An 18,452-nucleotide genomic window follows, 5' to 3' on the forward strand; every position below is an offset into this window, starting at 1 on the left:
CAGCTCTCACTGCGCGGCTTTTTTCTTTGATATCAATTAGATATCGAGGTTTGCGACGCTGAGCGCATTTTCCTGGATGAACTCGCGGCGCGGCTCGACTTCATCGCCCATCAGACGGGCAAACAATCCATCGGCATCGGTCGCATCGTTAACCTTGACCTGCAGCAGCGAGCGGACGTTCGGATCGAGCGTCGTTTCCCAGAGCTGCTCGGCATTCATTTCGCCAAGACCCTTGTAGCGCTGCATCGTCAGCCCCTTGCGGCCGCTGGCAAAGATCGTCTCGAGAAGAGCGCGAGGCCCGGCAAGTTCGACTTCGCCATCGCGGCGCGAAAGCTTTGGCGGGACGTCGTAGATTTCCTTGAGGCGTGCCGAAAGCTGATCGATAAGGCGAGCATCCTGCGAGCCGATCAGCGCCATGTCGAGCACGACAACTTCCTTGACGCCGCGGACCATGCGCTCGAGACGGAGACCCCCTTCGCTCGTCAGTCCGCCTTCCCAGCCGCGTTCGGTTTCTTCGGCGATGATGTCGAGACGCCTGGCGACTTCGGCAGCCAGCCCTTCGGCACGGCTGCGATCGCTGACGGCCTCGGCATTCAATGCGCCGGCGATCGCTGCCTGTTCGACAACGGCGCGATTGTAGCGCGAATGAAGATTATCGAGCAGCGTGCGCAGGCGCAAAGCGTCCTGAATGACTTCGCGCACGTCCTGGCCGACGCGCACCTCACCGCTTGCAAGCTTCAGCGCAGCGTCTTCGAGACCCTGGCCGATCAGGTAGTCTTCCAGTGCACTCTCGTTCTTGACGTACTGGACCGACTTGCCGCGCGCGACCTTATAGAGCGGCGGCTGGGCGATATAGAGATGGCCGCGCTCGATCAGCTCAGGCATCTGGCGGAAGAAAAAGGTGAGCAGCAATGTACGGATATGGGCGCCGTCGACGTCAGCGTCCGTCATGATGATGATCTTGTGGTAGCGCAGCTTCTCGACGTTGAACTCATCCTTGCCGATGCCGGTGCCGAGTGCGGTGATCAGCGTACCGATTTCCGCCGAGGATAGCATCTTGTCGAAACGGGCACGCTCGACGTTCAAAATCTTACCGCGCAGCGGCAGGATTGCCTGATTCTCGCGCGAACGGCCCTGTTTTGCCGAACCGCCTGCCGAATCACCCTCGACGAGGAAGACTTCGGATTTCGACGGATCACGCTCGGAGCAGTCAGCGAGTTTGCCGGGCAGCGATGCAATATCGAGCGCGCCCTTGCGGCGCGTCAGTTCACGTGCCTTGCGGGCCGCTTCGCGGGCGGCGGCGGCTTCCACCACCTTGCCGACCAGGATTTTGGCGTCCGCGGGATGCTCTTCGAGCCAGGTGCTCAGCGCTTCGCTGACAAGGTTTTCAACGACAGGGCGGACTTCCGAGGAAACCAGCTTGTCCTTTGTCTGCGATGAGAATTTCGGATCCGGAACCTTCACCGACAGAACCGCCGTCAGGCCTTCGCGGCAGTCATCACCGGTCAGCGAGACCTTTTCCTTCTTCGTGATGCCCGAGCTATCGGCATAGGAGGTTATCTGGCGGGTCAGGGCGGCGCGGAAGCCGGCCATGTGGGTGCCGCCATCGCGCTGCGGAATGTTGTTGGTAAAGCACAGCACGTTCTCGTGATAGCTATCGTTCCACCACATGGCGACTTCGACGGTAATCCCGTCCTTCTCGCTGCGAATGGCAACGGGCTTATCGACCAGCGGCTTCTTGGCACGATCGAGGTAGGCGACGAATGCTTCGAGGCCGCCATCATAGAGAAGCTCTTCCTGGCGAATATCGGAATGGCGCTTGTCGGTGAGCAAGATGCGAACGCCGGAATTCAGGAAGGCGAGCTCCCGGAGACGGTGTTCCAGCGTGCCATAATCGAATTCCGTCATGGTGAAGGTCTCACCACTCGGCATGAAGCTGACTTCCGTACCGGTTTCGCTGGCATCGCCGATCACCTTCAGCGGCGCATCAGCAACGCCATGGGTGAAGCTCATTTCATGCAGCTTGCCCTGCCGGCGGATGCGCAGCTTAAGCCAGACGGACAGCGCGTTGACAACCGAAACACCGACGCCGTGAAGACCGCCCGAGACCTTGTAGGAATTCTGATCGAATTTACCGCCGGCATGCAGCTGGGTCATAATCACCTCGGCTGCAGAGATGCCCTCGCCGGTGTGAATGTCTGTCGGGATGCCGCGTCCATTGTCGGTGACGGTGACGGAGCCATCGGCATTGAGCGTCACGGTGACGATATCGGCATGCCCGGCCAGCGCCTCGTCGATCGCATTGTCAACGACTTCGTAGACCATGTGATGAAGGCCGGAGCCATCGTCAGTGTCGCCGATATACATGCCCGGGCGCTTGCGCACCGCATCGAGGCCCTTCAGGACCTTGATGGAATCTGCGCCATACTCGGTGCTAACGCCGTTTTCCGTCGCGGGTGTATCGGTCATACTGTCTTTGAATTTCCCTGTTGTAACGGCCTGGATGACCTTGCGAATCACCGGCGTTTCTCATTCCGGAATATAGGGTTTTTGCGCGCCAATCCCAATGCCGGAGCCTTGAAATCCGGCATTAAGCAGGGGATTATGACGGTTTTCCGTCCGCTTTTCCGCCTTTTTCCAACACCGCGTTGAGCTCCGCCAGGACGGGCGCGTCAAGGCTGCGGATCTGACCCGCCAAACGGTTTGCAAAGGCCGTATATTCGGGCGGCAAACCTGACGTATCGATGACAACACGCGGGTCGGAAGAGCGCGCCAGGAGGAAGAGTTCCTCCGCTTCATCCCAGATGATGTTGAAATAGCCGGCGATCCGCTGCAGCAGGTCGAAGGTCGGCAGGCCGCGTTTTCCGTGCTCCAGCGCCGATAGATAGGCAGGCGACACATTCAGCGCTGCCGCCATCTGCTTCTGCGAAACGCCCTTGCGGGATCGCAGCTTGCGGACAGCCTCGCCGAAGGGCGTCGTCATGAGCGATCTCCCGCCCGGCGGGCGAGACGGATGTAGAGAGCGCCCTCGCCGCCATGATGCTGCGCGGCAGATTCGTAAGACGAGATCAGATACCGGAACTCAGGCTTCGAGAACCACAACGGCACGGCGCGCTTCAGTGCGCCTTCGCTGCCGAGCGAGCTTCCCTTGCCGGTGATCACCAGCACGTGCCGCATGCCGCGCTCATGGGCGCGGATCAAAAAGTCGAGAAGGATGACATGGGCTTCGCTTTGCACCAGTCCGTGCAGGTCGATGCGGGCTTCCAGCGCCAGGCGCCCCTTGGCGATCTTGCGCTTGACCGGGCGCTCGAGTGGATGGTGCTGACCGGAGGACGGCTTGGCGGCGGGTTGCTGGACCGGAGGCGTTACAGGCGCTGTCTCCATGCGCTGCTTTTCGGTCGCTTCGATTTCCGCCTCGGCAGCAGCCAGGAAGGCGTCGAGTTCGGTCAGTTCGCCGGTCTTGCCCGCCATCGGGCGGGTGCTGCGTACCACCCTGCCCCAAAGAATGCGCTCGTCGGTGCTGAGCTTGCGATCCCTAGCCATCAGAGAAAACGCCCCGCGGCTTCATTGGGTATCAGGATGGCGAAATCCGCATCGTTTCTGACCGTTCCGGCCTGTTCGCCGGCATCGTCTCCGGAGCCGGTGAAAATGTCACCCCGCGCGGGGCCGACGATCGCCGAGCCGGTGTCGAGCGCCAGCATCAACCGCGCGAAGCCGCGTCCGCCATCCAGATGGGTAAGGCTTTCCGAGCGGATGAAGAACGGGAAGCCGAATGTGTGGATCAGGCGATCGACTGCGAGCGAACGGCCGGCAAGGAGCGGAACCTTGGCGGCGGCAATCGGGCCGCTCGTTGCCCCCGCCGCCTCTGCCTCGCGGAAGAAGATGTAGGATCTGTTATGCCAGAGTACTTCGTCGACCTGGTCCGGATGAGCGCCAAGCCATGCGCGGATCGCCTGCATGGAGATCTGGCTGCGATCGATCTCGCCCCGGTCGATGAGAAGCTTGCCGATCGCCGAAAAGGGGTGTCCGGCCTTGGCGGCATAGGTGATGCGGCCCATCGTACCATCGGGATACCGCAAGCGAGCTGCACCCTGGACGTGGACGAAGAAGACATCGGCCTTCGATTTCGCCCAGGCTATCTCCAAGCTGCGTCCGGAAAGGACGCCCTGATCGATTGCCCGCCGGTCGGGATAAGCGCTGATCGAGCCCTTCGACGACAGGCCGAACGCGTAATAGGGATCAAGCCCGGCTGGCCTGTTCGTATCGTCGAGATCGATCAAGTCATCGGGGCGCCGATAGAATGGAAAACGATAGACGTCATCCGGCTTGGCCGAAACGGCGATTTCCGGCTCGTAGAACGCCGTCACGAAGCCCGGCTTTCCGTCACTCTTCCTGATCAGAAATGGCCGGCAGTTCTCTTCAAAGAAGCGGCGCGCCTTCATCGCGTTTGAAACGCCGGCATCCCGCGCCTTCTCAAGAAGCGACAGAAGGTCCTCGGCGGTCAGGCCTAGCGAACCGGTGCGGTAAGGCTTTACGCCGGAGATCTGCCGGCGGCAGGCGTCCATGACTTCAAAAAGGCTGGAAGGATCATCATCCTTCCAGCCCTTCAATTCATCGAAGCTGATGGGGTGCAGCGTGAAATCTGCCAGACCGTCACTCATGTTCCGATTCGGTTGCCACGAGTTTCCAATTGGGATCGCGCGAACGGGTGTCGCGGGCGAAGGTCCAGATGTCATTGACTTCGGCAACATCCTCGGCGTTGCCATCGATCAGCTTTTCATCCTTGTCATAGGTTGCCGAAATCAGCTGGCTGGATATCCGCAAGGTCATTTGCGCTTCGCTGCCCTTGACTTCGGCATTGGTGATTTCCGCCTTGTCGATGCCGACAAAGGTTGATTTCACCTTTTCGCCCTTTGCTTCGCGATCGGCGATCGCCGCATCGAAGCCATCGTAGACTTCAGGGGACAGCAGGTTCTTGAGGGTTTTGCGATCACCGTCGGCGAACGCCATGACGATCATCTCGTAGGCCATCTTGGCGCCATTCAGGAATTCCTTCGGCGTGAACGACGGATCGGCCTTGTTCATGGCGCGCAGCGCTCCGTTGAGCGGCGTGCCTGCCGGAGCGAAGGCATCGATGGCGGCAAAGCGATCTTCTTCCTCGCCATTGCCGTCGCGGCGCGGAAGGGTCACGACCTTTCCGGCATCGGCTGGCTCCTGGCCGGCTGCATCACGGGGCGTGTAGAGATCACGCGGCGGCTTTTCATTTCCCGTGCGGCGGCCAAGAACACTGCGGAGCTGGAAAAAAATCAGCACTGCCGCTACCAGGAAAAATAACGTGATGAAGTCGTTTGAACTCATATTGTCCCGCGATTGCAGTTAACATCCCAAATTTCTACTCCCATATAGTCCGCATAGACGGATGATTCAAATAGGAGCCCGCAAGCTTGCGGGTTGAAAACGATGCGATTGACGATGCTTCCCGGTTTTATGCTGCTTTTGCCCCTGGCGGAAATCGCGAGCTTCGTGATTGTCGGCAAGGCGATCGGTGTTCTGGCAACGCTTGGACTGGTGGTTCTTGGCGTGGTCGTCGGCATGTCGATGCTGCGCCGCCACGGCCTCGGCATCCTGCAGCGCATGTCCGCCGAAGGCCGGAACGGCGTTGCTCCGGGCCGCGAACTTTTGAAGCCTGCCATGCTTGTCATTGCCGGGCTGCTGTTCGTCATCCCGGGCTTCATCTCTGATATCATCGCTCTTCTGATCTGCATTCCGGCGGTGCGCGATCTGGCATGGAAATATGTCAGCCGTCGTTTCGTCGTCGTCGGCAGAACCAGTGGCTTTACCGCGTCAGCAGGATCGGGTGGCGATTTTCGTCCCCGCGGCCCTGCCGGAGGCAAGGTGGTCGATCTCGACGAGGACGATTTCAAGCGGCAACCCGACCCGAATTCTCCCTGGTCGGGCAAGCGGCTTGGCGACTGAGCGCTGTATTTGCTCAGGGTTGTAAGCCTTTCCACGAAATGGTAGATGGCGGCACCATCAAAATGCCCCTTCGAGGAAAATCCAATGGCTGATGAAAACAACGGCGCCGGTGCAGTAAGCCCGAGCCTCACCATTCTCGCTCAGTACACGAAGGATCTCTCCTTCGAAAACCCGGGCGCACCGCGGTCGCTGCAGGCTCGCGACACCGCGCCGGCTATCAATATCAGCGTCAACGTCAACGCCAACCCGCTGTCCGACACCGATTTCGACGTCGTTCTGTCGCTGAACGCGGAAGCCAAGGATGGTGACAAGACGGTATTCCATACCGAGCTGGTCTATGGCGGCGTCTTCCGCATCGCCGGCTTCCCGCAGGAACACATGCTGCCGGTTCTCTTCATTGAGTGCCCGCGCATGCTCTTCCCGTTTGCCCGCCAGATCATTGCCGACGTGACACGCAACGGCGGCTTCCCGCCGCTGATGATCGACCCGATCGATTTCGCGCAGATGTTCGCCCAGCGCGTTGCCGAAGAGCAGACCCGCGCCAAGGTTCAGACGAACTGATCTGATTTATGCTGATGAAATCTGAAATGCCCGGTCTGAAGCCGGGCATTTTTAGTTTGGGCGATCGTATTTCGACCAGATGCCCTTGGTCCCGAGCTTGGCGATCAGCGCGTCGTGCGCCGCGACCTCGGTCTCGCTCAGTCGGCTCGCCAGCGGCCGCGGCCTTTCCAGCACTGCCAGGACGACGTCATCTGTTTCATCATCGGTGTTTTCGGATCCAGTCGCTGCCGCAACGCCGAGCCCCAGTGCCGTCTGCCGGCCGCCGATCATCTCGATATAGACTTCGGCCAGCAGTTCGGAGTCGAGCAAGGCGCCGTGCTTGGTTCGATGCGAGTTGTCGATGCCATAACGGCGGCAAAGGGCGTCGAGCGAATTCGGTCCCATCGGATGCTTGCGCCGCGCAAGCGAGAGCGTATCGATCACCCGTTCCGGCAAGATCGGCGGCCTGCCGATGCGAGCGAGCTCGGCGTTCACGAAACCCATATCGAAGGTGGCGTTGTGAGCGATCCACTTTGCATCACCGAAAAATTCGATGATCTCCTCGACGACGTCGGCAAAGCCCTTCTTGTCCTTGAGGAATTCGTCGGTGATGCCGTGAACGGCGAGCGCATCCGGGTGGACCTTCTGGTCGCCGGGATTCATGTAGATATGGATCGTCCGGCCCGTCGGGAAATGATTGAAGAGCTCGATACCGCCGATTTCGATGATCCGGTCCAGGCGATTGTCGAGGCCGGTGGTTTCCGTATCGAAGATGATCTCACGCATTCCGGAACTCTCCTTTGGCGATCCTGCTTTGAAGATCGGCAATGATCTCGCTGACCCGCTGCTGCGCCATTTCGATGCCGTGACCGGTGTCGATCACATAATCGGCGCGCCGGCGCTTTTCGGCATCGGGCATCTGCCGCGAGAGAATCATCTTGAATTTGTCTTCCGTCATGCCCGGGCGCGCAAGCACCCTCGCCTTCTGAATCTGTGGATCGCAGCTGACGACAGCAATCACATCGGCGCGATTTTCCGCGCCGGTTTCGAACAGCAGGGGAATATCCAGCAATACGATGCTCTGACCCGCAGCTTGCTGATTGGCCAGAAATGCGGCTTCGCGCTGGCGCACGAGCGGATGAACGATCGCTTCCAGTGCCTTGAAGCCATCATGGCGCAGAGCGAGTTGCCGGGCCAGCTCGGCGCGATCGACCGCGCCTTCCTTCGATGTTCCGGGAAATTCGGCTTCGACCGCGGCTACTGCCTCTCCGGCATACAGGTCGTGCACGACGGCATCAGCATCGTTGACGGGAATACCGGCGGCGGCAAAGAGCTTTGCCGTCGTCGATTTTCCCATTCCGATGGAGCCCGTCAGGCCGATCCGCAACATCAATGCTTTTCCATGTCGGCGACGATGAGCGCACGAAGTTCGGCGTCGACATCGGGCGTTCTGCCGAACCACTTTGCGAAACCCGGTACGGCCTGATGCAAGAGCATGCCGAGCCCATCGACCGTTGCGAAGCCCTGCTGTTCTGCCTGGATGAGCATCGGTGTCCGCAGCGGCACATAGACGATATCGGTCACGACTGCGCCTGAAGCGAGCGGCGAGAAGTCCATTTGAGGTGCTGCCTCACCATCCATGCCGAGCGACGTGGTGTTGATGAAAAGTCCGGCGCCGGACATCACTTCGTTTAGCGCCTCCGGCGCATGGGCTCGAACCTGGGCACCGAAGCGATCGGCCAACTCCTGCGCCCGGCTGAGCGTGCGATTGACGACGTGAATGTTCTTCAACCCGCGATCGCGCACCGCCTGGATGACAGCGCGGCTTGCGCCCCCGGCACCGAAGATGACGGCCGTGCCGGTTTGGTCCCAGCCCGGATGGCGTTCATCGAGATTGGCGGTGAAGCCGCGGCCGTCTGTGTTGGTGGCGTGCAGCTTGCCATCTTCGATCCAGAGGGTGTTCGATGCTCCCAATTCTTCGGAAAGCGCATCCGGACAGTCGGCAAGTTGATAGGCCAGTTCCTTATGCGGGATCGTGACATTGCCGCCGGTGAAACCGGAGCTTCCATCTTTCAGGCTGGCAATGAAGCCGGCGAATTCCGCCGGTGCTACTTCATGGGCGCGGTAGCTGCCCGGCAGACCGAGCGTCTTCAGCCAGTAGCCATGGATGAGGGGCGAGCGCGAATGCTTGACGGGGAAGCCGGTGACGAAAGCCTTGGGGCCAAGTGTTTCACGTGAATCATCCATCGATCGCACCCAGTTCCCTCAGTTTGGCGAGCAGCGGCACCATGGGCAGGCCGATGATCGTGAAATAATCGCCGTCGATTTTCTCGAACAGCTGGATGCCCTCGCCTTCCAGCTGATAGGCGCCGACGCTCGACAGAGCCTTGGTTCCGACGCGTTGAAGATGCCGTTCGATAAATTGCGGCGACAGCTGGCGGACGGTCAAAGACGCATGCGCGACATGATCCCAAAGTGCAGTGCCGCCGCGGTAGAGAGCAATCGCGCTGTTGAGGCGATGAGTCTTGCCGCTGAGCGCCGCAAGATGGGCTGCAGCATCACCCATATCCACCGGCTTGTGAAACACCCGGTCGCCAAGCGACATGGTCTGATCGGAGCCGATCACCAGGGCATCCGGAAATCGCCTGCTGACGTCCTCCGCCTTGGCCCGCGCAAGCACGAGGGCCACCTCATCCGGAGAGGCACCATTCTTCTCAAGTGGTGCTTCGATCGCCCGCTCGTCAATGCTGGCGGCGTGGGCGTCGAACGTCAGACCGGCGTTCAGCATCAACGTTCGGCGAAAGGGGCTGGAAGAAGCAAGGATCAGCGGCGATGTCATTGGTTCTCGCGATCGGTTCACTGGTGATGATGCGCTTAGCGCAGCTTTGGCCGCAGGGCAACGATCGCCGCTGCCGTCTCCTCGATCGAGCGGCGTGTCACGTCGATGATCGGCCAATTGTGTTTGGCGCAGAGCGAGCGGGCATATTTCAGCTCCTCCGAAATCGCCGCTCGGTCAATATATTCGCCGCGGTCGAAACCAGCAGTCGCTCCGAGCACACGGTTTTCCCGCACCTGGGAAATGCGATCGGTCGTCGCGATCAGACAGACGATGAGCGGCTTAGTCGCCGAGAAGATCGCCTCGGGCAGCGGCACGCCGTAGACGATGGGGATATTGGCAGTCTTGATCCCGCGATTGGCGAGATAGATGCTGGTTGGCGTTTTAGATGTCCGGCTGATGCCGACGATGACGACGTCGGCGTCATTATAATCATCCGGCATCTGGCCGTCGTCATGGTCCATGGTGAAGTTCAAGGCTTCGATACGCGCGAAATAGCCGGCGTTCATGACATGTTGCGCGCCAACCCGGCGGCGCGAGGGAGCGCCGAGATATATCTGGAATGCCGCCATGACCGGCTCCAGCACGTTCACGGAGGCAACACCCATCTCCGCGCATCGTTCGTCGATCAGGGTCGCAAGTTCGCGGTCGACGATTGTATAAAGGACGATCCCGGGCTCGCCGTCGATTGCGTCAAGGACGGGCAGCAGCTGCCGACGGTTTCTGATCAGCGGATAAACATGCTCGATCGCCTGCGAGGACTTGAACTGCGCCGATGCCGCCCTGCCCGCCGAGATCAGAGTCTCTCCCGTTGAGTCAGATATCAGATGCAGATGGAAGAAGTTCGTCCGGTTCTCCACGTTATTTTCCGCCACCTGTTGAAAAGACTGGATGACCAAGAGCTACGGGAGCCGGAGGGTCCGAGGCAAGGGAAAACATGCCCAGTTTTCCACAATACGGATTTTCAGGAGACGGCTCAGGCCGGCTTGTGGACTTTGTGGACAGCTCTTCTCTGCCCATCTGAAGCTCACAGCTTATCCACAGATTGGGCCAATCAGCAGGCCGTTAGAAGCGATTGGAATCCCTTCGTGATTCAAAACCTTCAACAGAAACTGGCGAGGCCGGGCAAATTTGTCCTGAGCCAGCGAGCGACGAGCGACAAATCGTATCTTGAGTGGATGGATTTTAATCCTTGATAGTCACCGACTCTAAGAAATAGAAACCTTTTAAAATATCTTTGTTTTTTTATAGGGAAGAAGCGCTTGAGCGAAACGCGCCGGAAAATTCTGAGAGTTCTCGACGGTGAAACTCTCACCCCTCCGCCAGTCTGGCTTATGAGACAGGCAGGACGGTACCTGCCGGAATACAAACAAACGCGCCAGACCGCCGGAAGTTTCCTCGACCTCTGTTATTCTCCCGAGCATGCCGTCGAAGTGACGTTGCAGCCGATCCGGCGCTACGCCTTCGATGCCGCAATCCTGTTCTCAGATATTCTTGTTATTCCCGATGCGATGAAGCGCAACGTTCGCTTTACCGAGGGGCATGGACCGGAGATGGATCCGATCGACGAAGCGGGTATCGCTAATCTCAGCGATGAGGATATCGTTTCCTATCTACAGCCGGTCATGGAGACTGTCAGGCGCCTGCGCGCCGAGCTTCCTACCGAAACGACGCTGCTCGGCTTCTGTGGAGCTCCCTGGACGGTTGCGACCTATATGATTGCCGGTAAGGGCACACCAGATCAGGCCCCTGCCCGGCTGTTCGCCTACAAGCATCCGAAAGCCTTCGAGCGTCTGCTGATGCTGTTGGCCGACGTCTCGGCGGATTATCTGGTGGCTCAGATCGATGCTGGTGCCGATGCCGTTCAGATCTTCGACTCCTGGGCTGGCGTTCTCGGAGAGAAGGAATTCACGGCATACGCGATCCGCCCGGTGGCGCGGATGATTGCCTCGATCCGATCCCAGCGGCCAAAGGCCAAGATCATCGCCTTTGCCAAGGGCGCTGGTTATCAGCTGAAGGATTACCGGCAAAAGACCGGCGCTGATGCGATCGGGCTCGACTGGTCGGTGCCGCTTGCCTTTGCCCAGGAGCTGCAGAAGGATGGTCCCGTCCAGGGTAATCTCGATCCGATGCGCGTCGTTGCCGGCGGCAAAGCTCTGGAGGAAGGGATCGATGAAATTCTCGACAAGCTCGGGAACGGGCCGCTGATCTTCAATCTCGGTCATGGCATCACACCGCAGGCTGACCCCGAGAACGTGCGGCTGCTTGTCGAGCGCGTGCGCGGATCGCGAGGCTGAGGATGGAGAAGCAGACCGATGCCCGGCCAGGGGCCTATGCCCGCCGACGCGCTCATTTCGCGCTGATCTTCTTTGCGCTTCTGGCAGTTGGGCTTTTCGCCTGGAACCCGGAGAACCTCTATCTCTGGATCAAGGCGCTGCACATCATCGCAGTGATTTCCTGGATGGCCGGGCTGTTCTACATGCCCCGGCTTTTCATCTATCACACGGATGCGGAGCCGGGCTCCGCGCAGTCCGAGACCTTCAAGGTGATGGAGCGCCGGCTGCTGAAGATCATCATGAACCCGGCAATGATGCTGACCTGGATTTTCGGGCTCTATCTTGCCTGGTCGGTCTATGGTTTCCAAGGCGGCTGGCTACATGCGAAGATCGGCCTCGTCGTTCTCTTGACGGGCGTGCACATGTTCTTCAGCCGGGCTGTCCGGGACTTCGCAGCCGACCGGAACAGGCGTTCGGCGCGCTACTGGCGGTTCATGAACGAGGCGCCGACGGCGCTGATGATCCTGATCGTTATCCTCGTCGTGGTGAAGCCGTTTTAGGGGCTGTGGCGGTCTCAGGTTAAATTTGCTTCATTTTAAGCAGCCCCCTTGCGGCGCCTTATCTTAGTCGCTATTTTCCGCGCATCTCATCTTCGTGGCATGTGTTTTGAGTTCAGTCGTCTGCGAGCCTTTCGCGAGACCGAATACGTCCCGACATAGCCTTCCCCCTTTGAAATATAGAGTAATGGTCACTTCATGGCTGAAATGAAGCTTCAGGAACTTAAGAGTAAATCCCCGACCGATCTTCTGGCCTTCGCCGAATCGCTCGAGGTCGAAAATGCAAGTACAATGCGCAAACAGGAATTGATGTTTGCGATCCTGAAGGTTCTTGCCAGCCAGGACGTTGAAATCATCGGCGAAGGCGTCGTCGAAGTTCTACAGGACGGTTTTGGTTTCTTGCGTTCTGCAAACGCCAACTATTTGCCGGGTCCTGACGATATCTACATTTCCCCCTCGCAGATCCGTCGCTTCTCGCTGAAGACGGGCGATACCGTCGAGGGCCCGATCCGCGGACCGAAGGAAGGCGAGCGCTATTTCGCTCTGCTGAAGGTCAACACGATCAATTTCGACGACCCGGAAAAGATCCGTCACAAGGTTCACTTCGACAACCTGACGCCGCTTTATCCGAACGAGCGCTTCCGTATGGAGCTCGACATCCCGACGTCGAAGGATCTCTCTTCGCGCGTCATCGATCTTGTGGCTCCGCTCGGCAAGGGCCAGCGTGGTCTGATCGTCGCTCCGCCGCGCACCGGTAAGACGGTTCTGCTGCAGAACATCGCGCATTCGATCACTGCCAATCATCCGGAATGCTATCTGATCGTTCTCCTCATTGATGAACGTCCGGAAGAAGTGACGGATATGCAGCGCTCGGTGAAGGGCGAAGTCGTTTCTTCGACTTTCGACGAGCCGGCGGTCCGCCACGTCCAGGTTGCCGAAATGGTCATCGAGAAGGCCAAGCGCCTTGTCGAGCATGGCCGTGACGTCGTCATCCTGCTCGATTCGATCACCCGCCTCGGCCGCGCCTACAACACCGTCGTACCGTCCTCGGGCAAGGTCTTGACCGGTGGTGTCGATGCAAACGCCCTGCAGCGTCCAAAGCGTTTCTTCGGCGCAGCCCGTAATATCGAAGAGGGCGGCTCCTTGACGATCATCGCCACGGCGCTGATCGATACCGGCAGCCGAATGGACGAAGTCATCTTCGAAGAATTCAAGGGTACCGGCAACTCGGAAATCGTGCTTGACCGCAAGGTCGCCGACAAGCGCATCTTCCCGGCGATGGATATCCTCAAGTCCGGCACGCGCAAGGAAGACCTGCTGGTGCCGCGCCAGGATCTGCAGAAGATCTTCGTTCTGCGCCGTATCCTTGCACCGATGGGAACCACCGATGCGATCGAGTTCCTGATCGACAAGCTGAAGCAGACGAAGAATAATCCGGATTTCTTCGACTCGATGAACACGTAGTCTTTAGCCGGATTCAGCTAGAAAGCCGGTCGCGAATAGCGGCCGGCTTTGCCATTTGTAGAGAAAGAGGCGATCTGGGAAATGCCAGGAGAGACGATCTACGCGCTGTCGAGTGGCGGATTGCCGTCCGGTGTTGCGGTTATCCGCATCAGCGGCCCTGCCACATCTGTGATCCTCGAGGATCTTATCGGCAGTCTCCCCGGCCCCAGATCGGCAACTCTTCGAACGATTCGTGACCGGAACGGTCTACCGATCGATTCGGGCCTGATACTATTCTTCCCCTCCCCAGCCTCTTTCACCGGCGAAGACTGCGCCGAGTTTCAGGTTCACGGCGGCCGGGCCGTTGTGCAGCGTCTCCTATCAAGACTTGGCGAATTCCCGACGACACGCATGGCCGTTGAGGGGGAGTTTTCCCGTCGGGCCTTTGAGAATGGAAAGCTCGATCTCGTCGAAGTCGAGGGACTTGCCGATCTTATTGCGGCGGAAACCGAGATGCAGCGCCGCCTTGCCGTTGAGCACAGCTCCGGTCACCTGTCCACGCTATACGATTCGTGGGCGGAACGATTGACGCGGTGCCGTGCACTGATCGAAGCGGAGTTGGATTTCGCTGATGAGGATGATGTGCCAGGGTCGGTCTCCGACCAGGTCTGGGCAGAGGTTGCCGTTCTCAGAGCTGCGGTTGACGCGCATCTCTCGGATGCACCAGCCGGGGAAATCATCCGGGATGGTTTTAAGGTCGTCATTGCCGGCGCACCGAACGCCGGAAAATCGTCTCTGATGAATGCGCTGGCGCAGCGCGATCTGGCGATCGTGACGGATGTCGCGGGCACGACCCGGGACGTGCTGCAAGTCGATCTCGATATCGGCGGCTACCTTGTGAAGCTCTATGATACGGCGGGATTGAGAGAGACAGACGAGCTCGTCGAGCGCGAGGGCATTCGCCGCGCCGAGAACATGGTTGCCGAGGCCGATCTGGTGCTGTATCTGCATGACCTATCTGTTGGTGCCGCGGTTTCAACACCTGCTGATCCGCGCGTCTTGACCGTGGGGACGAAGGCAGACCTGGCGCCGGCTAGGAACGAGCTTGATCTTTCAATCTCCGTTCAGACCGGTGCGGGGCTTCAAGAGCTTCGGTCGATGATTGGCGGCCGGATTGAGCAGATGGTCCGGCCAGATAGTTTCTCATTGCCGAGCAGGCTCCGCCATAAGGATTCGTTGGCGGAATGCTTGTCGGCGATTGAGCGATCTCTTGGTATGGATGGCCCTGTCGATCTCGATTTGAGGGCTGAAGAGTTGCGGATCGCGGCAAATGCCCTTGGCCGCATCACCGGCCGTGTGGATGTGGAAAACCTGCTTGACGTGATCTTCTCCGAATTTTGTATTGGGAAATGATTCACGTGAAACATCGGACGGATGTGACTTGCGTGAGTTTCACGTGAAACGTCTGAAACAAACTTGGTTTGGCTCATGAAATACGATGTCATTATCATAGGCGGCGGTCATGCCGGAACAGAGGCGGCAAGCGCCGCTGCGCGTCTGGGTGCTAAGACGGCGCTCGTCACCCATCGGCGTGATACGATCGGGGTGATGTCCTGCAACCCCGCTATCGGTGGCCTTGGAAAGGGACACCTTGTTCGCGAGGTTGACGCCCTTGATGGGCTCATGGGTCGGGTTGCCGATGCAGCTGGTATCCAGTTCCGCATGCTCAATCGCAAGAAAGGCCCGGCCGTCCGGGGCCCCCGTACACAGGCCGATCGCAAACTTTATCGCGAAGCGATGCTGCGGGAAATCGAAGCGATCGACGATCTTGATATCATCGAAGGCGACGCGTTCGACCTGGCGACCGCGGACGGGTCCGTTACCGGTGTCATCATGAAAGATAGCCGGATTCTTTCGTGCCGTGCGGTTGTCCTGACGACCGGAACTTTTCTTCGGGGATTGATCCATATTGGCGATACGAAAATTCCTGCGGGCCGCGTCGGCGAAGATCCATCGTTAGGCCTGTCAGGCACGCTTCAGCGTCTTGGCATTTCGCTCGGGCGTTTGAAGACCGGAACGCCAGCTCGTCTGGATAGCCGCACCATCGATTGGGCGAGTGTCGGCCGTCAGGGCGCCGATGACGAGTTGACGCCGTTCTCGTTTATGACCGACAAAATTACCAATACACAAGTCGATTGCGGCGTAACCCGTACGACCGAGGCGACGCATCGGATCATCAGCGAGAACATTGGCAAGTCTGCGATGTATTCCGGGCAGATCGAGGGTGTCGGCCCGCGCTATTGCCCGTCAATTGAGGATAAGATCGTCAAGTTTGGTGAACGTGATGGACATCAGATTTTTCTGGAGCCTGAAGGCCTCGACGATCATACGGTCTATCCGAATGGGATTTCGACATCTCTGCCCGCAGATATACAGGATCAGTTTATCCGTACCATTCCAGGTCTCGAGAATGTCTCGATCCTGCAGCCGGGCTACGCCATTGAGTACGACCATGTCGATCCCCGAGAGCTGACACCGTCGTTGGAAGTCAAGAAGTTGTCAGGGCTCTTCCTCGCCGGACAGATCAATGGCACCACTGGCTATGAGGAAGCGGCAGCGCAGGGCCTGGTTGCGGGTTTGAACGCGGCGCGCCTGGCTGGCGACAGCGACCCGATATATCTCAGCCGGACCAATTCCTACATCGGCGTGATGATTGATGACCTGACATCGCGCGGTGTTGCAGAGCCTTATCGCATGTTTACATCGCGAGCGGAGTACCGGCTGTCGCTGAGAGCGGACAATGCGGACGTCCGCTTGACGCCTCTGGGACAGGAAATTGGCTGCGTAGCGGCGGCGCGATCAGTTCGCTTTGACGCGTATAAGGGTGAGCTCGACGAAGCCCGCAGGCTGCTTCAGTCGTTGGAGACAACACCGAACGAGGCTCGCAAAGCCGGGCTGATGCTGAATCAGGATGGACAGCGCCGCACGGCCTATGAGCTGCTGTCCTATCCGGATCATGACATTGCGAAGCTCGCTTCGATCTGGCCGGAACTTCGGTCATTGAGCGCCAAGGTGGCCGGGGCGATGGATATCGAGGCGTCATACGCGGTGTATATGAAGCGGCAAGCCGTTGATATTGCGGACATAAAGCGTGATGAAGACCGCGTGATACCGGCGGACTTCGACTATTCCGTGCTCTCAGGTCTTTCCAACGAGCTGAAGCAGAAACTGAAGCGCGCGCAGCCGTTTAATATCGCTCACGCGGCGAAAGTCGATGGTATGACGCCGGCGGCGATATCGCTCTTGCTTGTCCACCTCCGGCGAGCCGACATGGCGCGCGCTATCTGATACACGCGGAAAGAGTCCTCGAATGAACCTGAACGGTCAAAGTGTTTCACGTGAAACACAGTCTCGCCTTGAGTATTTTCTTCAGCTCTTCCAGAAGTGGGCAAAGACCATCAATCTCGTTGCACCGTCGACCTTGGCCGATGCCTGGGATCGGCATATCGTCGATAGCGCTCAAATCTTTCAATTGAGCTCTGATGCGAAAGTCTGGGTGGATCTCGGAAGTGGCGGCGGCTTTCCTGGTATCATCACGGCCATCCTCCTCGCGGAACAGAAGGACGGCTGGGTGCATCTCGTGGAGAGTAATAACAAGAAGGCGTCATTCTTGCGGCTTGCGTTGCGGGAAACAGGTGCGCGGGGTTCTGTCCATGCCGTGCGGATCGAAGATGTCTACAGCGAGGTCGGAGATTGCGATGCGATTTCCGGCCGCGCGCTTGCCGATCTCGACAAGTTACTGGAGTTTTCGCTGCCCTGGATGCATAAGAATGAGAAATGCCGGGCTTTCTTCCATAAAGGCCGGGATTACCAGAGCGAGATTGCGAAAGCGCATGGCCGATGGCAATTCGATCTGGTAGAACATACCAGTGTCGTCGAGCGGGATTCCATTATTCTTGAGATTTCCGAACTCCGGCGCTTGGTTTAACGATTTTGGATCATCAAACGATGGCTGGCGAACGCAACCGGATTATCACCATTGCAAACCAAAAGGGTGGCGTCGGCAAGACGACGACGGCGATCAATCTCGCTACCGCCCTCGCTGCGATCGGTGAGCGCGTCCTGATCGTCGATCTGGATCCTCAGGGAAATGCCAGCACCGGGCTAGGTATTGACCGAAAGAGCCGGTTGGTCTCGTCCTACGATCTGCTTGTGGGTGAGGCCGGTGTTCGCGAGACCGCACAACAGACGGCAGTTCCGAACCTGTTCATTGTGCCATCGACCATGGATCTTCTTGGTATCGAGATGGAGATTGCACAGCAATCGGATCGGGTCTTTAAGCTGAAGAAGGCTCTCGCATCCGAGGAAGCTTTTGATTTCTCATATATAATTCTTGATTGCCCGCCGTCGTTCAACCTGTTGACGATGAATGCGATGGCTGCGGCACATTCGGTGCTTGTGCCGCTTCAATGCGAATTCTTTGCGCTTGAAGGTCTCAGCCAGCTATTGGAAACTGTCGATCAGGTTCGCCGCACGGTCAATCCGCGGCTCGACATTCAGGGTATCGTCCTGACAATGTTTGATGCCCGAAACAATCTGGCGCAGCAGGTTGTCAACGACGTCCGGACGCATCTGGGTGATAAGGTATACCACACCTTGATTCCGAGGAATGTTCGCGTTTCTGAGGCGCCATCTTACGGAAAGCCGGCGATCCTCTATGATCTGAAATGTGCCGGCAGTCAGGCTTATCTGCAGCTCGCGTCGGAGGTTATCCAGCGCGAACGCCGACGCCTCGCGGCGTGAATTGTAAAGCGAGTATCAGAC

Annotated in this window: 19 protein-coding genes; 9 read left to right on the forward strand and 10 right to left on the reverse strand. The window is 58.6% G+C overall.

The window, feature by feature from the left end; translation table 11 throughout:
- Nucleotides 1–36: 36 nt before the first annotated feature.
- The 5 genes from gyrB to AB4Z25_RS20515 form a co-directional block, all read right to left on the reverse strand.
- A complete protein-coding gene (gene gyrB, locus AB4Z25_RS20495) occupies nucleotides 37–2,469 on the reverse strand; it encodes a DNA topoisomerase (ATP-hydrolyzing) subunit B (RefSeq protein WP_112386073.1) in 2,433 nt (810 codons plus the stop codon).
- 133 nt (nucleotides 2,470–2,602) lie between these two features.
- Entirely contained in the window at nucleotides 2,603–2,983 is a 381-nt protein-coding gene (locus AB4Z25_RS20500) for a helix-turn-helix domain-containing protein (protein ID WP_112540328.1), read from the reverse strand.
- A complete protein-coding gene (locus AB4Z25_RS20505) occupies nucleotides 2,980–3,543 on the reverse strand; it encodes a Smr/MutS family protein (protein ID WP_112540330.1) in 564 nt (187 codons plus the stop codon). Before AB4Z25_RS20505 ends, AB4Z25_RS20500 begins: the two co-directional genes overlap by 4 nt.
- Complete coding sequence (mltA, locus tag AB4Z25_RS20510) at nucleotides 3,543–4,661, reverse strand: murein transglycosylase A (RefSeq protein WP_112540332.1); 1,119 nt, start codon at nucleotides 4,659–4,661, stop codon at nucleotides 3,543–3,545. Before mltA ends, AB4Z25_RS20505 begins: the two co-directional genes overlap by 1 nt.
- Nucleotides 4,654–5,358, reverse strand: a complete 705-nt coding sequence (locus AB4Z25_RS20515) for a Tim44/TimA family putative adaptor protein (RefSeq protein ID WP_112540333.1) — start codon at nucleotides 5,356–5,358, stop codon at nucleotides 4,654–4,656. Before AB4Z25_RS20515 ends, mltA begins: the two co-directional genes overlap by 8 nt.
- Before the next feature lie 102 nt (nucleotides 5,359–5,460).
- Here AB4Z25_RS20515 and AB4Z25_RS20520 point away from each other — a divergent pair, with 102 nt between their 5' ends.
- Together AB4Z25_RS20520 and secB are read left to right on the forward strand one after the other, a co-directional pair.
- Nucleotides 5,461–5,976, forward strand: a complete 516-nt coding sequence (locus AB4Z25_RS20520) for an FxsA family protein (RefSeq protein WP_112540335.1) — start codon at nucleotides 5,461–5,463, stop codon at nucleotides 5,974–5,976.
- An 84-nt stretch (nucleotides 5,977–6,060) separates the two neighbouring features.
- Nucleotides 6,061–6,537, forward strand: a complete 477-nt coding sequence (gene secB / locus AB4Z25_RS20525) for a protein-export chaperone SecB (protein ID WP_112386007.1) — start codon at nucleotides 6,061–6,063, stop codon at nucleotides 6,535–6,537.
- A gap of 51 nt (nucleotides 6,538–6,588) precedes the next feature.
- On the opposite strand, the gene dnaQ is transcribed toward secB, so the two are convergent.
- Genes dnaQ through AB4Z25_RS20550 form a run of 5 tightly spaced genes read right to left on the reverse strand, consistent with a single transcriptional unit; the run spans nucleotide 6,589 to nucleotide 10,212 of the window.
- Nucleotides 6,589–7,302, reverse strand: a complete 714-nt coding sequence (gene dnaQ / locus AB4Z25_RS20530; protein WP_112540337.1) for a DNA polymerase III subunit epsilon — start codon at nucleotides 7,300–7,302, stop codon at nucleotides 6,589–6,591.
- Nucleotides 7,295–7,906 (reverse strand): dephospho-CoA kinase, encoded by a 612-nt coding sequence (gene coaE, locus AB4Z25_RS20535; protein ID WP_442208975.1) that lies wholly within the window; start codon nucleotides 7,904–7,906, stop codon nucleotides 7,295–7,297. The genes dnaQ and coaE overlap by 8 nt, the downstream gene beginning before the upstream one ends.
- Complete coding sequence (locus AB4Z25_RS20540) at nucleotides 7,906–8,763, reverse strand: shikimate dehydrogenase (protein ID WP_112540340.1); 858 nt, start codon at nucleotides 8,761–8,763, stop codon at nucleotides 7,906–7,908. The genes coaE and AB4Z25_RS20540 overlap by 1 nt, the downstream gene beginning before the upstream one ends.
- Nucleotides 8,756–9,355, reverse strand: coding sequence for a Maf-like protein (locus AB4Z25_RS20545; protein WP_112540342.1), 600 nt, complete (start codon nucleotides 9,353–9,355; stop codon nucleotides 8,756–8,758). Before AB4Z25_RS20545 ends, AB4Z25_RS20540 begins: the two co-directional genes overlap by 8 nt.
- Nucleotides 9,356–9,390: 35 nt before the next feature.
- Nucleotides 9,391–10,212, reverse strand: coding sequence for a pyruvate, water dikinase regulatory protein (locus AB4Z25_RS20550; protein ID WP_112386002.1), 822 nt, complete (start codon nucleotides 10,210–10,212; stop codon nucleotides 9,391–9,393).
- A gap of 402 nt (nucleotides 10,213–10,614) precedes the next feature.
- Between AB4Z25_RS20550 and hemE the strand changes: the two genes are divergently transcribed.
- The 7 genes from hemE to AB4Z25_RS20585 all read left to right on the forward strand — a co-directional run bounded on the left by hemE (nucleotide 10,615) and on the right by AB4Z25_RS20585 (nucleotide 18,431).
- A complete protein-coding gene (hemE, locus tag AB4Z25_RS20555; RefSeq protein WP_112540344.1) occupies nucleotides 10,615–11,649 on the forward strand; it encodes a uroporphyrinogen decarboxylase in 1,035 nt (344 codons plus the stop codon).
- A gap of 2 nt (nucleotides 11,650–11,651) precedes the next feature.
- Nucleotides 11,652–12,188 (forward strand): protoporphyrinogen oxidase HemJ, encoded by a 537-nt coding sequence (gene hemJ, locus AB4Z25_RS20560; RefSeq protein WP_112386000.1) that lies wholly within the window; start codon nucleotides 11,652–11,654, stop codon nucleotides 12,186–12,188.
- A gap of 195 nt (nucleotides 12,189–12,383) precedes the next feature.
- Nucleotides 12,384–13,649 carry a transcription termination factor Rho gene (gene rho / locus AB4Z25_RS20565; RefSeq protein WP_112385999.1) on the forward strand — a complete coding sequence of 422 codons (1,266 nt, stop codon included), beginning with the start codon at nucleotides 12,384–12,386 and terminating at the stop codon, nucleotides 13,647–13,649.
- 81 nt (nucleotides 13,650–13,730) lie between these two features.
- Nucleotides 13,731–15,041, forward strand: a complete 1,311-nt coding sequence (gene mnmE, locus AB4Z25_RS20570) for a tRNA uridine-5-carboxymethylaminomethyl(34) synthesis GTPase MnmE (RefSeq protein ID WP_112540346.1) — start codon at nucleotides 13,731–13,733, stop codon at nucleotides 15,039–15,041.
- A 75-nt stretch (nucleotides 15,042–15,116) separates the two neighbouring features.
- Nucleotides 15,117–16,976 carry a tRNA uridine-5-carboxymethylaminomethyl(34) synthesis enzyme MnmG gene (gene mnmG, locus AB4Z25_RS20575; RefSeq protein ID WP_112540348.1) on the forward strand — a complete coding sequence of 620 codons (1,860 nt, stop codon included), beginning with the start codon at nucleotides 15,117–15,119 and terminating at the stop codon, nucleotides 16,974–16,976.
- 22 nt (nucleotides 16,977–16,998) lie between these two features.
- Nucleotides 16,999–17,616, forward strand: a complete 618-nt coding sequence (gene rsmG, locus AB4Z25_RS20580) for a 16S rRNA (guanine(527)-N(7))-methyltransferase RsmG (protein ID WP_112540350.1) — start codon at nucleotides 16,999–17,001, stop codon at nucleotides 17,614–17,616.
- A 20-nt stretch (nucleotides 17,617–17,636) separates the two neighbouring features.
- A complete protein-coding gene (locus tag AB4Z25_RS20585) occupies nucleotides 17,637–18,431 on the forward strand; it encodes a ParA family protein (protein ID WP_112540352.1) in 795 nt (264 codons plus the stop codon).
- Nucleotides 18,432–18,452 lie beyond the last annotated feature (21 nt).

It is taken from the genome of Rhizobium sp. RAF36 (assembly GCF_052114105.1).
GTDB lineage: Bacteria > Pseudomonadota > Alphaproteobacteria > Rhizobiales > Rhizobiaceae > Rhizobium.

What these genes read in the sequence shown, in the direction of transcription:
- gyrB (WP_112386073.1), bottom strand. Translation starts at nt 2,469, where the DNA reads ATGACCGATACACCCGCGACGGAAAACGGCGTTAGCACCGAGTATGGC.
- AB4Z25_RS20500 (WP_112540328.1), bottom strand. Translation starts at nt 2,983, where the DNA reads ATGACGACGCCCTTCGGCGAGGCTGTCCGCAAGCTGCGATCCCGCAAG.
- AB4Z25_RS20505 (WP_112540330.1), bottom strand. Translation starts at nt 3,543, where the DNA reads ATGGCTAGGGATCGCAAGCTCAGCACCGACGAGCGCATTCTTTGGGGC.
- mltA (WP_112540332.1), bottom strand. Translation starts at nt 4,661, where the DNA reads ATGAGTGACGGTCTGGCAGATTTCACGCTGCACCCCATCAGCTTCGAT.
- AB4Z25_RS20515 (WP_112540333.1), bottom strand. Translation starts at nt 5,358, where the DNA reads ATGAGTTCAAACGACTTCATCACGTTATTTTTCCTGGTAGCGGCAGTG.
- AB4Z25_RS20520 (WP_112540335.1), top strand. Translation starts at nt 5,461, where the DNA reads ATGCGATTGACGATGCTTCCCGGTTTTATGCTGCTTTTGCCCCTGGCG.
- secB (WP_112386007.1), top strand. Translation starts at nt 6,061, where the DNA reads ATGGCTGATGAAAACAACGGCGCCGGTGCAGTAAGCCCGAGCCTCACC.
- dnaQ (WP_112540337.1), bottom strand. Translation starts at nt 7,302, where the DNA reads ATGCGTGAGATCATCTTCGATACGGAAACCACCGGCCTCGACAATCGC.
- coaE (WP_442208975.1), bottom strand. Translation starts at nt 7,906, where the DNA reads ATGTTGCGGATCGGCCTGACGGGCTCCATCGGAATGGGAAAATCGACG.
- AB4Z25_RS20540 (WP_112540340.1), bottom strand. Translation starts at nt 8,763, where the DNA reads ATGGATGATTCACGTGAAACACTTGGCCCCAAGGCTTTCGTCACCGGC.
- AB4Z25_RS20545 (WP_112540342.1), bottom strand. Translation starts at nt 9,355, where the DNA reads ATGACATCGCCGCTGATCCTTGCTTCTTCCAGCCCCTTTCGCCGAACG.
- hemJ (WP_112386000.1), top strand. Translation starts at nt 11,652, where the DNA reads ATGGAGAAGCAGACCGATGCCCGGCCAGGGGCCTATGCCCGCCGACGC.
- rho (WP_112385999.1), top strand. Translation starts at nt 12,384, where the DNA reads ATGGCTGAAATGAAGCTTCAGGAACTTAAGAGTAAATCCCCGACCGAT.
- mnmE (WP_112540346.1), top strand. Translation starts at nt 13,731, where the DNA reads ATGCCAGGAGAGACGATCTACGCGCTGTCGAGTGGCGGATTGCCGTCC.
- mnmG (WP_112540348.1), top strand. Translation starts at nt 15,117, where the DNA reads ATGAAATACGATGTCATTATCATAGGCGGCGGTCATGCCGGAACAGAG.
- rsmG (WP_112540350.1), top strand. Translation starts at nt 16,999, where the DNA reads ATGAACCTGAACGGTCAAAGTGTTTCACGTGAAACACAGTCTCGCCTT.
- AB4Z25_RS20585 (WP_112540352.1), top strand. Translation starts at nt 17,637, where the DNA reads ATGGCTGGCGAACGCAACCGGATTATCACCATTGCAAACCAAAAGGGT.